This is a genomic window from Stenotrophomonas sp. 22385, from assembly GCF_052045085.1.
Taxonomy (GTDB): Bacteria; Pseudomonadota; Gammaproteobacteria; order Xanthomonadales; family Xanthomonadaceae; genus Stenotrophomonas.
On sequence record NZ_JBQEOG010000001.1, the window covers coordinates 129,329 to 143,757 of the forward strand.

A 14,429-nucleotide genomic window follows, 5' to 3' on the forward strand; every position below is an offset into this window, starting at 1 on the left:
CGACTATCCCCCCCGCCCCCCCCCCCCCCCCCCTCCCCCCCCCCCCCCCAAGCCGGTGGTGGTGGTCAAATCCGGCCGTCACATCCGCATCGAGCCCGATGGCGATACCCATGTACAGGCGCTGGCCAGCTCCGACGCGGTGTACGGCGCCGCGTTCAACCGCGCCGGGCTGCTGCGGGTGGGCGCGCTGGACGAACTGTTCACCGCCGCCGAAACACTCGGCCGCCTTGGCACCTTCCCCGGTCGCCGGCTGGCCATCCTCAGCAACGGCGGCGGGGTAGGGCGGCTGGCCGTGGATCAGCTGCTGGCCCTGCGCGGCAGCCTGGCCGAACTCTCGCCCGGCACCATCGCCGAACTGGACGCCGTTCTGCCCGAAGGCTGGTCGCGCAGCAACCCGGTCGACATCGTGGTCGACGCCGATGGCGAGCGCTACGCTGCCGCCATCGATGCGCTGATGTCCGACACCGCCAACGATGCGGTGCTGGTGGTGAACGTGCCCACCGCGTTCACCTCATCGGCAGACGCCGCGCAGGCACTCACCCGTACCCTCGGCCTGCGCCCGCGCCACCATCGCGACAAGCCGGTGTTCGCGGTGTGGCTGGGCAACGACGACCGTGCTACCGCCACGCTCAATGCCGCACGGGTGCCGACCTATCCCACCGAAGCCGAGGCGGTGCGCGGCTTCCAGCACCTGGTGCGCTACCGCGACGCGCAGGCAGCGCTGATGGAGACCCCGCCCAGCCTGCCGCAGGATTTCGTGGTGGATACCGCCACCGCGCGCGCCATTGTCGAGGCCGCGCTTGCCGCCGGCCAGCAGTGGCTGGATCCCATCGCCACCCACCAGCTGCTCTCGGCCTACGGTATTCCCTCCGCGCCGGTAATGCAGGCGCGCGATCCGCATGAAGCCATGGATCTTGCCCAGCCGCTGCTGGAGCAGGGCACTACCGTGGCGGTGAAGGTGTTCTCAGCCGACATCCCGCACAAGTCCGATGTCGATGGCGTGCGGCTCAACCTGGGCAGCCTGCAGGCGGTGCAGGCCGCCGCCAGCTCCATTCTCGCCCGCGCCCATGACATGCGCCCGAACGCGCGCATCGACGGCGTGCTGGTGCAGCCCACCATCGTGCGGCCCAAGGCGCGCGAACTGATCGCCGGCATTGCTGACGACCCGACCTTCGGCCCGGTGGTGGTGTTCGGCCGGGGTGGCACCGCCGTGGAAGTGATCGACGACAAGGCGCTGGCGCTGCCGCCGCTGGACCTGCGCCTGGCTCACGAACTGATCGGCCGCACCCGCGTGTCGCGTATCCTCAAGGCATACCGCGACGTGCCGGCCGCCGACGAGCGCGCCGTGGCGCTGATCCTGGTCAAGCTGGCGCAGCTGGCGGCCGACATTCCTGAAGTGCGCACGCTGGACATCAACCCGTTGCTGGCCGACCGCGATGGAGTCATCGCACTCGATGCGCGCGTTGCCATCGCACCCTCGCGCAAGCTGCACAAGGGCCGTGGCCATCCGCGCTTCGCGGTGTTCCCCTATCCGAAGGAGTGGGAGCGCACCATTACCCTCTCTGACGGTGCCCCTGCCTTCGTACGCCCGGTGCGCCCGGAAGACGACGCGCTGTTCCGCGCCTTCTTCGCCCGCGTCACCGACGACGACCTGCGCCTGCGCTTCTTCCAGTCGGTGAAGCATTTCAGCCATGAATTCATCGCGCGCCTGACCCAGCTCGACTACGCCCGTTCCATCGCGCTGGTGGCGATCGACCCGCGCAGTGGCGACATGCTCGGCGCGGTGCGCCTGCATGCGGATGCGGATTACGATCGTGGCGAGTACGGCATCCTGATCCGTTCCGACCTCAAGGGCCATGGCATCGGCTGGCGCCTGATGACCATCATGATCGAGTACGCCCAGTGGCTGGGCCTGAACATCGTTGAAGGCCAGGTACTGCGCGAGAACAGCACCATGCTGGCGATGTGCCAGAGCCTGGGCTTCAAGACGAAACTCGACCCCGACGACCCCACGGTGATGGTGGTGACCCTGCCGGTACAGGACGCCAACGTATCCCTGCCGCCCGAGGGCGCCGGGTAGGCTCGGTTCCCGAACGACTGCCGATACCCGTGCAACATCCGGTAACGCATGACCTCCAACGAAGGCGCCTCTCCGGCACAGGTCATGCGTCACCCTGCCGATCACGTCCAACGGCAGTCGTTCGGGAACCGGCCCTACCGAGCGGCACTCCACGGCATTCAACCATCACCGCCGACTCCGCGTCCGTTACTCTGCCGGCCGGTTGCCTGCATCAGAAACAATGCCGAGTGCTCACGGGTCCCGACGGGTACTGGGTCACGCCAACGCTCCAGGTCACTGTTTCATGGTTCTGTGCCGATCAGGAGCCTGCAACACACTGGGCCACACACGACACTCCATGGCCACCCGGATCGCGGACAATAGCGGCATGACCGATCGTGTACCGCTGTTGCTGCTGCCCGGCCTGCTCAACGACGCCGAGCTCTGGCGCGCGCAGATTGCCGCCCTGTCCGACATCGCCGACTGCACGGTGGGCGACCAGTCCCGGGGCGAAACCCTGCAGGCGGTGGTCGAGGACGTTTTGGCCCAGGCGCCGGAACGCTTTGCCCTGGCGGGCTTCTCGCTCGGTGGCTTCGTCGCCCAGCAGATCCTGCGCGTGGCCCCGGAGCGGGTACTGCGGCTGGCGCTGATCGACACCTCGATCCATGCCGACTCGCCCGAGCGCGCCGCCCAGCGCCAGTCGCAGCGTTCCAGCGTGCGCCTGCCCGGCACCTTCCATGGCTTCGGCGACAAGCTGATGCGCAGCTACATCGATGCCTCGCGGCTGGACGACTACGTGCTGGTCCAGCGCGTGCGCGACATGACCGCGCGCCTGGGCGCAGAGGTGTTCCTGCGCCAGAGCGCGTTGGACCGCAGCGACGGCCGCGACGTACTGGCCGGCTACCGCGATCCGCTGCTGATCCTGTGCGGCGCCAACGACCGCATCACCCCGCTGGCAATCAGCGAGGAGATGCATGCCCTCGTACCCGGCTCAACCCTGGTGGTGCTGCCCGATTGCGGCCACCTCGCGCCCATGGAAAAGCCGGAAGAGGTCAGCGCCGCGATGCGCGATTGGCTGTTGGCCTGACCTGCGGCACACTCAATCCCACGCCGGCGCGATGCCTTCCGGGTTCGCCAGGCGCTGACCGCGATCCAACGTGGCGATCTGGGCCATGTCCTCATCGCTCAACGTCAGGTCCGCCGCCAACAGGTTGCTGGCCAGGTTCTCACGACGGGTCGACGACGGAATGACCGCAAAGCCCTGCTGCAGCGCCCAGGCCAGCGCGACCTGCGCCGGGGTGGCAGCGTGGCGTTCGGCAATGGCCTGGATCACGGGGTCCTTCAGCACTTCGCCATAGGCCAGGCTCATGTACGCCGTTACATGGATGCCCTGCTCGCGCAGGAACGCAACCAACGTCCGGTTCTGCAGGTACGGATGCACCTCGATCTGGTTGGTCGCGATCGCATCGGCGCCCAGGATCGCAATCGCCTGGCGGGTCAGGTCAATGGTGAAGTTGGAGATACCGATCTGCCGCGTCAGCCCGTCGGCCTTGGCCTGCGCCAGCGCGCCCAGGTATTCCTTCATCGACACCGCATCGTTCGGCGACGGCCAATGGATCAGGGTCAGGTCCACATGGTCGGTGCGCAGCTTGCGCAGGCTCTCGCGCAGGCTGTCCAGCAGCGCATCGTGCCGGAAGCTGGCAATCCAGACCTTGGTGGTCAGGAACAGGTCCTCACGCGCCACGCCAGACTCGGCGATGACCTGCCCGACCTCGGCTTCGTTGCCGTAGATCTGCGCCGTATCGATGGCGCGGTAGCCCACGTCCAGTGCGTTGCGGACCGAATCAATGACGGTCTGGTCCTTCAGGCGGAACGTGCCGAGGCCAAATGCGGGAATGCTCATGAAAAACTCCTTCAGCGGGGGAAGTGCAGGCTACGCAGTGCACCGTTAAACGAATCAAATGAGAAGGCTCAATGGGCGGCGGCAACCACGCCTTCGGCGCGGTCCTCGATCCCGTCACGCCGGTCCAGCCGCCCGCTCAGCACGGTCAGCCCCAGCGCACCCAGCACCACCAGCGCGCCCAGCCAAGGCGTGTGCATCAGGCCCAGGTGATCCACCACCAGCCCGCCCAGCGAAGCACCCATTGCGATGCCCACGTTGAACGCGGCGATGTTCAGGCCAGAGGCCACGTCCGCCGCCTGCGGCGCGAACCGCTGCGCCTGCTTCACCACGTACACCTGCAGCCCCGGCACGTTGCCGAATGCCACCGCGCCCAGCGCCAGCACCGTCAGCAGCACCAGCCAGGTGTTGTGCGCGGTGAAGGTCAGCGCGAACAGCACCAACGCCAGCAGCCCGAAGATCAGCTTCAGCGCCGGGATCGGGCCACGGCGGTCGGCCAGGCGGCCACCCCACAGGTTGCCGATGGCTACCGATACGCCGTACACCAGCAGCACGCCGCTCACCGCATTCGGCGAGAAACCGGTGACGTCCTGCAGGATCGACGCGAGATAGGTAAAAGACAGGAACGTACCGCCATAGCCCAGCGCAGTGATGGCATACACCAGCAGCAGCCGCGGCTGTGCCAGCACGGCCAGCTGCTGGCCGAACGTGGCCGGTTCGCTGCGCTGCAGGTTGCGCGGCACGAACAGCAGGCTGCCGATCAGCGCGATCACGCCCAGCGCCGCCACTGCCAGGAAGGTAGCGCGCCAGCCCAGGTGCTGGCCGATGAACGTACCCAGCGGCACCCCGGTCACCAGGGCCACGGTCAGCCCGGTGAACATGATCGCGATCGCGCTGGCCGCCTTCTCCTTCGGCACCACCGAGGTCGCGATGATCGAACCGATCGAGAAGAACACGCCGTGCGCCAGCCCGGTGAGCACCCGGGCCACGATCAGTGAGCCGTAACTGGGTGCCATCCAGGCAATCACATTGCCCACGGTGAACAGCACCATCAGCGCTACCAACAGGGTCTTGCGTGGCACCCGGCCGGTGAGTGCGGTCAGCACCGGCGCGCCGACCGCAACGCCCAGCGCGTACAGCGAGACCAGCAGGCCCGCGGAGGGTAGGGACACGCCGAGATCGGCGGCAATGGTCGGGATCAGCCCGACGATGACGAATTCAGTGGTGCCGATGGCGTACGCACCCAGCGTAAGCGCCAACAAGGCCAAGGGGATGCCACGGGACATGAGGGTTACCGGTGGGAGAAGAAGGTGCGCAGTCTGCGCGTCCCACTCTTGCTGAAAAACCGGTCTTCACGCCAATGACTCTTGCTTCATGGTCAATAATGCATCCATGAAGACCACCCTCGATGAAATGCAGGCGTTCATCGCCGTGATCGACAGCGGTTCGATCACCGCCGCCGCCGATGCTCTGGGCCAGACGACCTCCGGGGTCAGCCGGGCCCTGGGCCGGCTGGAGGAAAAACTGGGCACGACGCTGCTGACCCGCACCACCCGGCGGCTGCAGCTCACCGAGGAGGGCGATGCCTTCCTGGCCCAGGCCCGCGCCATCGTGGCCTCGGTGGAGGCCGCCGAAGAGCAGATGACCGCGCGCCGCCAACGCCCGGCCGGGCGCCTGCGCGTGGATGCGGCCACCCCGTTCGTGCTGCATGTGATCGCCCCGCTGGTGGCCGGCTTCCGCACGCGCTACCCGGATGTGCAGCTGGAGCTCAACAGCAGCGAGCGCTACATCGACCTGCTCGAGCGCCGTACCGACGTAGCCATCCGCATCGGCCCGCTGGCCGACTCCACCCTGCACGCGCGCCCGCTCGCGCACAGCCGGCTGCGGGTGCTGGCCAGCCCGGCCTACCTGGCCGAGCATGGCACCCCGAAAACGGTTGAGGATCTGGACGGCCACGCGTTGCTCGGCTTCAACGAGCCCGATTCGCTCAACCACTGGCCGCTGCCCGGGCGCACCGACGTGCTGCTGCACATTCGCCCGGCGGTGGCGGTGTCCAGCGGCGAAACCCTGCGCCGGCTGGCGCTGGAGGGGGCGGGCGTGGTCTGTCTGTCCGATTTCATGACCCACCGCGACCGAGATGCGGGCACGCTGGTGCAGGTGCTGCCGGCGCTGACCGTGGAAGTACGCCAGCCCATCCACGCCGTGTACTACCGCAACACCGCCGTATCGGCGCGGATCAGCAGCTTCCTGGATTACCTGGCGGACGCCATGACGGGACAGGCCTTCCTCCGGTAACGCCGGCCGTTCATCGGCCATCTGAACGGTAAGACGCGTACGTGGGCGGCCAACGGCCGGCGCTACCCGTCGGCGGAAGAATATGTAACTATAGTTGTTACATGAAATCGAACAATCAGTTCTCCGACGCGCTCCACATCATGGCCCACCTGGTCGGCCAGGACGGACCGCGCACCTCCGAACAGCTCGCTACCTGCCTGCCGACCCACCCGGTGGTGATCCGCCGCCTGCTCGCCGCGTTGCAGAAGGGCGGGCTGGTCCACACCGCGCGCGGCCATGGTGGCGGCAGCCAGCTGGCGCGCGACCCGGGCACCATCACCCTGCACGACGTCTATCTCGCCATCGGCTCGCCGGCGCTGTTGCATACCGGCGCGCGCGAAACCGGGCGTGGCTGCCCGGTGCAGCAGGTGGTGAATGCCGCGTTGGACGAGAGCTACCAACAGGCGCAGGCGCTGCTCGAACAGCGCCTGCGCGCCACCACCCTGGCCACATTGGGCGACGCCTTCGCCCGGCACCTGGCCCTGCACGCAACAGGAGTTGCCCATGACCTTTGATGCCGTGATCGTCGGCGGTAGTTTCGCCGGCCTGTCCGCCGCGATGATGCTGGCGCGTGCGCGCCGCAGCGTGCTGGTGATCGACAGCGGGTTGCCGCGCAACCGCTACTCCAGCCACTCGCACGGCGTGCTGGGCCTGGATGGCATCTCCGGCACCGACCTGCTGCGCCAGGCCAAGGCACAGCTGCTCGATTACTCCAGCGTGCGCTGGGCCAATGACACCGTCACCAACGCGCAGCCGACCGTGGATGGTTTTGCGGTCACCACGGCGGCCGGTGAGACCTGGGCGGCGCGCAAGCTGTTGCTGGCCACCGGCATCCGCGATGTGCTGCCCGAACTTCCCGGCCTGGCCGAGCGATGGGGCCACAGTGTGCTGCACTGCCCGTACTGCCACGGCTACGAAGTGGGCGGTGGTGCAATCGGGCTGCTGGGTGGGCATCCCATGTCGCCGATCATGGCCGGGCTGATCGCCGACTGGGGCCAGGTCACCTTCTTCACGCAGGGCATGGCGCTGGACGACGAGCAGCTGGGCACGCTGCAGCGGCGCGGCGTGCAGATCGAAACGGAAACGGTCGTGGCACTGGAAGGCGACGCACCGCAGTTGAGTGGTGCACTGCTGGCCGACGGTCGCCACATCGACCTGCGCGCGCTGTTTGTCAGTGCGCGCCAGGAGATGGGCTCGGCGCTGGTGGAGCAGCTCGGCTGTGAGTTGGAGGAAAGCCCGGTGGGCGTGCTGGTGCGGGTGGATGCGCAGAAGCAGACCAGCGTTCCCGGCGTCTACGCCGCAGGCGATGCAACCTTGATGGGCAACATCACCCTGGCCAGCGCGGAAGGGGTGCGCGCCGGGGTCAGCCTGCATCACGCGCTGGTCGCCGAGGATGGAGCTGCCCCGGGGTGATACGGAAACGGCCACCCTGAGGTGGCCGTTCGTTGAGGCGTCCGCGTCGAATCAGGCGGCGCTGGCGCTTTCCAGCTGTGCGATGTCTTCGGCGGTCAGACCTACCTGCGCGGCAGCCAGCACGTCGCGCAGCTGTTCCACGCTCGTGGCGCTGACGATCGGCGCGGTGATGCCCGGGCGGGCGATCAACCACGCAATGGCGACCTGTGCCGGGGTGGCGTTGTACGTGCCGGCCACGTCATCCAGCGCCTGCAGGATACGCAGGCCACGCGGATTGACGTATTTGGCCACCACGTTGCTGCCGCGCGAGCTGCTCTTGGCCGCATCGTCGGCACTGCGGTACTTGCCGCTGAGGAAGCCGCTGGCCAGCGAGTAGTAGCTGATCACGCCCAGCCCGTGCTCGCGCGCCACCGCCTCCAGCCCGCTTTCGTAGCCGGCACGGTCATACAGGTTGTACTCCGGCTGCAGCGTCTCGTAGCGGGGCAGCTTGTAGTCCGCCGATACCTTCAATGCGGCCTGCAGACGCTCGGCGCTGTAGTTGGAGGCGCCAATCGCACGCACCTTGCCCTGTTCGATCAACCGGCCGAACGCGGCCAGCGTGGTTTCCAGCGGCGTGGACTCGTCATCCTCGTGCGCCTGGTACAGATCAATGACATCGGTCTGCAGGCGGCGAAGCGAATCCTCCACCGCCGCACTGATGTTGTCGGCGGAGAGGCCCGGGTGCTCGGCCCACTTGGCCACCTTGGTGGCCAGCACCACCTTGTCGCGCTTGCCGCTGCGCTGGAACCAGCGGCCCAGGATCGTTTCCGATTCGCCGCCCTTGTTCCCGGGCACCCAGGCCGAATACACATCGGCGGTATCGACCAGGCTGAAGCCGGCATCGACGAACGCATCGAGCAGGGCGAACGAGGTCTTCTCGTCCGCGCCCCAGCCGAACACGTTGCCGCCGAACGCGATGGGAAGCACTTTCAGGCCGGAACGGCCGAGTTCGCGCGGTGCAGCCATGGGCAATCCTCCAATCAAAATCCAATGTCACAGCATAAGTGCCTGTCCATGACACCGCTGCGGCACCGGCCACAAAACAGTGTTCCGCTTCGCTGCACTGCACTAACGTTTTGTGAACACCTTTGACATCGCGGCTGCTAGTCTCGCCGCATCCCGCCACCGTAGGTGATCCGATGAAAGCCCGTTCGCTCAGCTGTGCCTGCCTGTTCACCGTCTCCACGCTGCTGCTTGCCGCCCCCGCCATGGCGATCAAGCCGGCCGGCCCCAACGCCCAGCCCGCCATTACCGCCGCCGTCCAGGCTGCCGTCGACGGCAAGGGCCGCACACCGGAAAACGTGAAGCGCGATGCCTACCGCCACCCGGCGCAGACGCTGTCGTTCTTCGGCGTGGAACCGGGCAAGACCGTGGTGGAAATCACTCCCGGTGGTGGCTGGTACTCGGAGATCCTCGCCCCGCTGCTGCGTGACAAAGGCACCTACGTGGCCGCCGTGGTCGACCCGATGGCCGTGGCCGAAGGCAAGGGCCGCGATTACCAGCAGCGCGGCAAAGACGGGCTGGAAAAGAAGTTCGCCGACGCCCCGGCCCTGTATGGCAAGGCAAAGGTCGTGGGTTACGACCCGAACGCACCGAAGTTCGGCGCGGACAACTCCGCCGATGTGGTGCTGACCTTCCGCAACGTGCACAACTGGCGCAGCGCCAACCAGGCCGAAGGCATGTTCAAGGGCTTTTACAACGTGCTCAAGCCCGGCGGCGTGCTCGGCGTGGTCGAACACCGCGCCAAGGCCGACGTACCGGCCGACGACAAGAGCGGCTACGTCGGGCAGGCCCAGGTCATCGCCATGGCTGAAGCGGCCGGCTTCAAGCTGGCCGGCAGCAGCGAGATCAACGCCAACCCGCGCGATACCAAGGACCACCCGAACGGCGTGTGGACCCTGCCGCCGGTGAACAACCACGACGCCGCCGACGATGCCAAGTACAAGGCCATCGGTGAAAGCGACCGCATGACCCTCCGCTTCGTGAAGTAACCCGGTCGCCACACACCGGTAGGTACCGACCGTTGGTCGGTACCACGGCGCCCGAAGCCGTGTAATGGGACAATGACACCTCGTCACCCACGTCCCGCCCCATGCTCATCGCCTTCAACAAGCCCTTCAACGTCCTGTGCCAGTTCACCGACAGCAGCCAGCCGCCGCGCGCGACGCTGGCCGGCTTTGGCCTGCCGCCTGACGTATACGCGGCGGGGCGGCTGGACTACGACAGCGAAGGCCTGCTGCTGCTCACCGACGACGGCAGGCTGGCGCACCGGCTGACCGACCCGCGCCACAAGGAAGACAAGACCTACTGGGTGCAGGTGGAGGGCGCGCCGACCGACGAGCAGGTGCAGGCATTGCGCAGGGGTGTGCAGTTGAACGACGGCCCGACGCTGCCCGCGCGCGTGGAACATCTGGAAGCGCCGACGCTGTGGGAACGCACGCCGCCGGTACGGTTCCGCAAGACCGTGCCCGATGCCTGGCTGGCCATCACCCTGCGCGAAGGGCGCAACCGCCAGGTGCGGCGGATGACGGCGGCGGTGGGCCTGCCCACGCTGCGGCTGGTGCGCGTGGCGATGGGTGCGCACAGCCTGGAGACGCTTCAGCCCGGCCAGTGGCGTCGGATCGATTGATCCAAATAAAAAACCGCCGGACATGCCGGCGGTTTTTCCAACTGCAACCTGCCTGATGGATCAGGCGTCGCTGCCGATATCGCTGTGCTCATCCACCACCGTGGTGTTGCGGCGGTTGCGCGCGCTGATGCGCTCGGCCTGCCCATTCACCACCTGGCCGTTGGCCAGCTTCTTCTTCTGCTGCTTGCGGTACAGCGCGTAGCCGAGCAGACCGACGCCCACGGCGGCAACGGCGATGGTCGCGGCCGGGTTGCGACGAACCGCCTTGGCCGCCACGCGGCTGCCGGTCTTCACCGCGCCGAGTGCGGCACCGGTCTTGATCCAATCGGTGGCTTGCGGCCCAAAGTGGCGCAGGTTGCTGCCGGCGTGCTTCAGGCCGTCTCCGGCGCTGCTTGCCAGGTCCAGTGCACGCTCAAGGGCGCGGTCGGTAATCACGGTCAGTCTGCTCATGGGGGATCCTTTGCCTCGATTCGGAATCCAGTGTCGCGCGGGGGCCGTGTAGGGCGTGTTATCCGCCAGCCACGGTCCGGTCACGACGATAACCAATCCGCAGGATCCATTCAGCTGGGCCGGCGGCGCACGGTCAGCCGGCGTTACGTCCCGCGTGGCTTGGCGCGATGGGTGGCGCTGGCCGTCCACGGATCATCCGGCCACGGATGCCGCGGGTAGCGCCCCTTCATCTCCTTTTTGACTTCGGCATAGGTGTTGGCCCAGAAGTTGCGCAGGTCCTGGGTGACCTGCAGTGGCCGACCGCCCGGCGACAGCAGGTGCAGCGTGAGCGGCACACGGCCATCGGCGAGGCGTGGCGTATCGGCCAGCCCGAACAGTTCCTGCAGCTTCACCGCCAGCACCGGTGGCTGCGGCGTGCTGCCATCGGCCTCCAGCGCATACGTGATCGGCCGCTCCATGCCCGACGGGACCGCGATGCGCACCGGCGCATGCCGGTCGATCAGCTGGCGCTGTGCCCACGGCGTGGGTGACTTCAGCGCCTCGCCGAGGCTGGATTCATCCAGTGCGTCCAGCCGCGTCCTGCCATTGAACGCCGGCGTCAGCCATGTCGTGAGCGTCTCCATCAGCGCCGCATCCGATACATCCGGCAGTTCCAGCTCCGGCATCCACGCCCGCAGCGAGAGGGCTCGCGCCTGCCACTGGCGCAGGCCGTCGGTCCACGGCAATGCCTCCAGTCCCAGCTCGCGCACCGCCTCGGTCAGCGCCTGTGCGGCCTGGGCCGGATCCACCCGCCCGGCCGAGCGGCTGTCCAGCACGATGCGGTCAAATCGGCTTTCGCGGCGTGCCACCAGCGCCCGCTTGTCCGCGTCCCAGCGCACCACGTCCTGCTGCTGGAAACGCTGCGGGAAATCCTGGCGCAGGCGGTTCTCATCCACCGGCGCGGCACGTTGCAGCAGCGCATCGCGGGCCTCGTAGCGCAGTTCCACCGCCACCAGCCACGGCTCACCCCGCAGGTCGCTGGGGTCGAACAGCCGCGCGCTACGCCCATTGGCCAGGAGGTAACGCAACGGGTCGGTGGGATGACGCGCGGCGACCCGGTCCGGGAAGGCGTGCGCCAGCAGGTCGCCCAGCTGGTGCGCCTCCACCGACGACGGCGGCGCGGTATCGCAGCGCAGGCGTCGCCGCCACTGCTTGCTTGCCGCATCGATGGCCGCCAGCGCGCCGCGATTGGCATCCAGCGGCACGCGCCCCTGGCGGAACGCCGCCAGCGCCCGCCAGCGCGCGTCCAGTGCATCGCCGCCGTGGCGCAGCGGGTCGCGTGCTTCCACCAGCGCGGCCAGGTCGCAGGCCAGCGCCTGTTCCGTCGCGTTGTGGGCTGCCAGCAGCATCGCCGCAAGCCGCGGGTGTGTGCCCAGCGTAAGCATGCGCCGGCCCAGCGCAGTGAGTACCCCGGTGTCGCTCAACGCGCCCAGCCGCTGCAGCAGCTCGCGCGCGGCAGCCATCGCGCCCACCGGCGGCGCATCCACGAAGCGCAGGTCCTCGCTGCCCCACGCCGCCAGCTCCAGCGCCAGCGCGGCCAGCTCAACCTGCGCGATCTCGGGACGGCGCTGGGCCTCCAGCCGCTGCGACTGCGGCCACAGCCGCCACGCCCAGCCCTCGGCCACGCGCCCCGCACGGCCGGCGCGCTGGTCGGCCGAGGCCTGCGCGATGCTCACCACGTCCAGCCGTGAAAAGCCGCTGTTGGGGTCATAGCGCGGCTCGCGCGCCAGCCCCGCGTCCACCACCACGCGCACGCCGGGCAGGGTCACCGAGGATTCGGCCACGTTGGTGGCCAGCACCACCCGGCGCTGGCCCTGCGGATCAGGCTGCAGCACTCGTGACTGTTGCTCTACCGGCAGCTCGCCGTGCAGCGGCAGCACCTGGATATCGGCGGGCAGCGCCTGCTCCAGCGCCGCCTGCGTACGCGAGATCTCGCGTTGGCCGGGCAGGAACACCAGCACGTCGCCCGGGTGCTCGGCCAAGGCCTGCTCAACCGCGCGCCGTGCCTGCGCTTCCAGCGATTCGTCGCGGCGGGCCGGGAAATGGCTCACCGCGACCGGGAAGCTGCGCCCGGCGCTGCTCAAGCGCGGCGCCTCCAGGAACTGCGCCAGCCGCTCGCCATCCAGCGTGGCCGACATCACCACGATGCGCAGGTCCTCGCGCAGCTGCGCCTGCACATCCAGCGCCAGTGCCAGCCCCAGATCGGCGGCCAGGTGGCGCTCATGGAACTCATCGAACAGCAGCGCGCCCACGCCTTCCAGCATCGGGTCGTCCTGCAGCATCCGGGTCAGGATGCCCTCGGTGACCACCTCCACCCGGGTGCGCGCCGACACCTTGTTCTCGAAGCGGATGCGGTAGCCCACTGTCCCGCCGACCTCTTCACCCAGCTGCCGTGCCATGAACTGCGCAGCGCTGCGCGCGGCCACCCGGCGCGGTTCCAGCATGATGATCTTGCGGCCTTCCAGCCACGGCGCGTCAAGCAGCGCCAGCGGCACCTGGGTGGTCTTGCCCGCGCCCGGGGGCGCTTCCAGCACCAGGCGCGGGTGCGTGGCCAGCTGCGCGGCGATCTGCGGCAGCAGCTCGGAAATCGGAAAACTCGGCGTACTCATGGCGCAAGGATACGGGCCGGCGGCGGTGCCGCACAGGCGGCACGCTACAATGGCGCGATTCATTGCCCTGTAGCTGCCCCATGCAACTGATCGATATCGGCGCCAACCTCACCCACGATTCGTTCGACCGTGACCGCGATGCCGTGCTGGCCCGCGCCCGCGACGCCGGCGTGGTGCAGATGGTGCTGACCGGCGCCAGCCGCGAGCATTCGCCGATGGCCCTCGAGCTGGCGCGCCAGCACCCGGGCTTCCTGTATGCCACCGCCGGCGTGCACCCGCACCACGCGGTGGAATACACCGACGAATGCGACGGCGAAATGCGCGCGCTGCACGCCCACGCCGAAGTGGTGGCGGTGGGCGAGTGCGGCCTGGACTATTTCCGCGATTTCGCCCCGCGCCCGGCCCAGCACCGCGCCTTCGAGCGCCAGCTGCAGCTGGCCAGTGACGTGCGCGCCGCCGATGGCCAGCGCAAGCCGCTGTTCCTGCACCAGCGCGACGCGCATGCCGATTTCATGGCGCAGATGAAGAACTTCGACGGCCGCATCGGCGCTGCGGTGGTGCATTGCTTCACCGGCGAGCGCCAGGAGCTGTTCGATTACCTGGACCAGGACTGGTACATCGGCATCACCGGCTGGCTGTGCGACGAGCGCCGTGGCGCGCACCTGCGCGAGCTGGTGAAGCACATCCCGGCCGAGCGGCTGATGATTGAAACCGACGCGCCGTACCTGCTGCCGCGCAGTTTGAAGCCGATGCCGAAGGACCGGCGTAATGAGCCCATGTTCCTGGCGCATATCGTCGAGGAACTGGCGCGGGATCGCGGCGAGGATGTCGAAGTGACCGCAGCGAATGCGACCGCAGCGACGCGCACGTTCTTCCGCCTGCCGGACGCGCGCTGACCCGCGCCTGTCGCTGCCTTGGTAGGGTCGCATCCCGATCGACCGCCGATACCAATGGGCA

13 protein-coding genes are annotated in these 14,429 nt (G+C 68.3%); 8 read left to right on the top strand and 5 right to left on the bottom strand.

Translation table 11 applies throughout. The features are described from left to right. Together ACTJI4_RS00495 and ACTJI4_RS00500 are read left to right on the top strand one after the other, a co-directional pair. A partial coding sequence (locus tag ACTJI4_RS00495; RefSeq protein ID WP_440868216.1) for a bifunctional acetate--CoA ligase family protein/GNAT family N-acetyltransferase occupies positions 1 to 2,080 on the top strand: 2,080 nt, incomplete at its 5' end. Between the two features lie 367 nt (positions 2,081 to 2,447). Next, a complete protein-coding gene (locus tag ACTJI4_RS00500) occupies positions 2,448 to 3,146 on the top strand; it encodes an alpha/beta fold hydrolase (protein WP_440868217.1) in 699 nt (232 codons plus the stop codon). 12 nt (positions 3,147 to 3,158) lie between these two features. Here ACTJI4_RS00500 and dkgB read toward each other — a convergent pair whose 3' ends face one another. Together dkgB and ACTJI4_RS00510 are read right to left on the bottom strand one after the other, a co-directional pair. Beyond that, a complete protein-coding gene (gene dkgB, locus ACTJI4_RS00505; protein WP_440868218.1) occupies positions 3,159 to 3,962 on the bottom strand; it encodes a 2,5-didehydrogluconate reductase DkgB in 804 nt (267 codons plus the stop codon). A gap of 68 nt (positions 3,963 to 4,030) precedes the next feature. Beyond that, positions 4,031 to 5,245 (bottom strand): MFS transporter, encoded by a 1,215-nt coding sequence (locus tag ACTJI4_RS00510; protein ID WP_392922339.1) that lies wholly within the window; start codon positions 5,243 to 5,245, stop codon positions 4,031 to 4,033. Between the two features lie 106 nt (positions 5,246 to 5,351). Between ACTJI4_RS00510 and ACTJI4_RS00515 the strand changes: the two genes are divergently transcribed. The 3 genes from ACTJI4_RS00515 to ACTJI4_RS00525 all read left to right on the top strand — a co-directional run bounded on the left by ACTJI4_RS00515 (position 5,352) and on the right by ACTJI4_RS00525 (position 7,706). Beyond that, positions 5,352 to 6,254: a LysR substrate-binding domain-containing protein gene (locus ACTJI4_RS00515; protein WP_440868219.1), complete on the top strand. Its 903-nt coding sequence runs from the start codon at positions 5,352 to 5,354 to the stop codon at positions 6,252 to 6,254. A 101-nt stretch (positions 6,255 to 6,355) separates the two neighbouring features. Beyond that, a complete protein-coding gene (locus ACTJI4_RS00520; protein ID WP_440868220.1) occupies positions 6,356 to 6,808 on the top strand; it encodes an Rrf2 family transcriptional regulator in 453 nt (150 codons plus the stop codon). Continuing rightward, positions 6,798 to 7,706: an NAD(P)/FAD-dependent oxidoreductase gene (locus ACTJI4_RS00525; protein WP_440868221.1), complete on the top strand. Its 909-nt coding sequence runs from the start codon at positions 6,798 to 6,800 to the stop codon at positions 7,704 to 7,706. Before ACTJI4_RS00520 ends, ACTJI4_RS00525 begins: the two co-directional genes overlap by 11 nt. A 51-nt stretch (positions 7,707 to 7,757) precedes the next feature. Here ACTJI4_RS00525 and ACTJI4_RS00530 read toward each other — a convergent pair whose 3' ends face one another. Next, positions 7,758 to 8,711: an aldo/keto reductase gene (locus tag ACTJI4_RS00530; protein WP_392922351.1), complete on the bottom strand. Its 954-nt coding sequence runs from the start codon at positions 8,709 to 8,711 to the stop codon at positions 7,758 to 7,760. A 173-nt stretch (positions 8,712 to 8,884) separates the two neighbouring features. On the opposite strand from ACTJI4_RS00530, the gene ACTJI4_RS00535 reads away from it, so the two are divergent. Both ACTJI4_RS00535 and ACTJI4_RS00540 read left to right on the top strand, forming a co-directional pair. Next, positions 8,885 to 9,736: a class I SAM-dependent methyltransferase gene (locus ACTJI4_RS00535; protein WP_440868222.1), complete on the top strand. Its 852-nt coding sequence runs from the start codon at positions 8,885 to 8,887 to the stop codon at positions 9,734 to 9,736. Positions 9,737 to 9,837: 101 nt separating this feature from the next. Continuing rightward, positions 9,838 to 10,374 carry a pseudouridine synthase gene (locus tag ACTJI4_RS00540; protein WP_440868223.1) on the top strand — a complete coding sequence of 179 codons (537 nt, stop codon included), beginning with the start codon at positions 9,838 to 9,840 and terminating at the stop codon, positions 10,372 to 10,374. 60 nt (positions 10,375 to 10,434) lie between these two features. Here the strand turns inward: ACTJI4_RS00540 and ACTJI4_RS00545 are convergent, their stop codons facing one another. Both ACTJI4_RS00545 and hrpB read right to left on the bottom strand, forming a co-directional pair. Beyond that, entirely contained in the window at positions 10,435 to 10,824 is a 390-nt protein-coding gene (locus ACTJI4_RS00545; RefSeq protein WP_392922360.1) for a hypothetical protein, read from the bottom strand. A gap of 143 nt (positions 10,825 to 10,967) precedes the next feature. Next, complete coding sequence (gene hrpB, locus ACTJI4_RS00550; RefSeq protein ID WP_440868224.1) at positions 10,968 to 13,472, bottom strand: ATP-dependent helicase HrpB; 2,505 nt, start codon at positions 13,470 to 13,472, stop codon at positions 10,968 to 10,970. Between the two features lie 80 nt (positions 13,473 to 13,552). On the opposite strand from hrpB, the gene ACTJI4_RS00555 reads away from it, so the two are divergent. Then, positions 13,553 to 14,368, top strand: coding sequence for a TatD family hydrolase (locus ACTJI4_RS00555; RefSeq protein WP_440868225.1), 816 nt, complete (start codon positions 13,553 to 13,555; stop codon positions 14,366 to 14,368). The last annotated feature ends 61 nt before the right edge of the window (positions 14,369 to 14,429 follow it).

Bases quoted from the DNA above. Each gene is read 5' to 3' on its own strand.
- ACTJI4_RS00500 (WP_440868217.1), top strand. From the start codon at position 2,448: ATGACCGATCGTGTACCGCTGTTGCTGCTGCCCGGCCTGCTCAACGAC.
- dkgB (WP_440868218.1), bottom strand. From the start codon at position 3,962: ATGAGCATTCCCGCATTTGGCCTCGGCACGTTCCGCCTGAAGGACCAG.
- ACTJI4_RS00510 (WP_392922339.1), bottom strand. From the start codon at position 5,245: ATGTCCCGTGGCATCCCCTTGGCCTTGTTGGCGCTTACGCTGGGTGCG.
- ACTJI4_RS00515 (WP_440868219.1), top strand. From the start codon at position 5,352: ATGAAGACCACCCTCGATGAAATGCAGGCGTTCATCGCCGTGATCGAC.
- ACTJI4_RS00520 (WP_440868220.1), top strand. From the start codon at position 6,356: ATGAAATCGAACAATCAGTTCTCCGACGCGCTCCACATCATGGCCCAC.
- ACTJI4_RS00525 (WP_440868221.1), top strand. From the start codon at position 6,798: ATGACCTTTGATGCCGTGATCGTCGGCGGTAGTTTCGCCGGCCTGTCC.
- ACTJI4_RS00530 (WP_392922351.1), bottom strand. From the start codon at position 8,711: ATGGCTGCACCGCGCGAACTCGGCCGTTCCGGCCTGAAAGTGCTTCCC.
- ACTJI4_RS00535 (WP_440868222.1), top strand. From the start codon at position 8,885: ATGAAAGCCCGTTCGCTCAGCTGTGCCTGCCTGTTCACCGTCTCCACG.
- ACTJI4_RS00540 (WP_440868223.1), top strand. From the start codon at position 9,838: ATGCTCATCGCCTTCAACAAGCCCTTCAACGTCCTGTGCCAGTTCACC.
- ACTJI4_RS00545 (WP_392922360.1), bottom strand. From the start codon at position 10,824: ATGAGCAGACTGACCGTGATTACCGACCGCGCCCTTGAGCGTGCACTG.
- hrpB (WP_440868224.1), bottom strand. From the start codon at position 13,472: ATGAGTACGCCGAGTTTTCCGATTTCCGAGCTGCTGCCGCAGATCGCC.
- ACTJI4_RS00555 (WP_440868225.1), top strand. From the start codon at position 13,553: ATGCAACTGATCGATATCGGCGCCAACCTCACCCACGATTCGTTCGAC.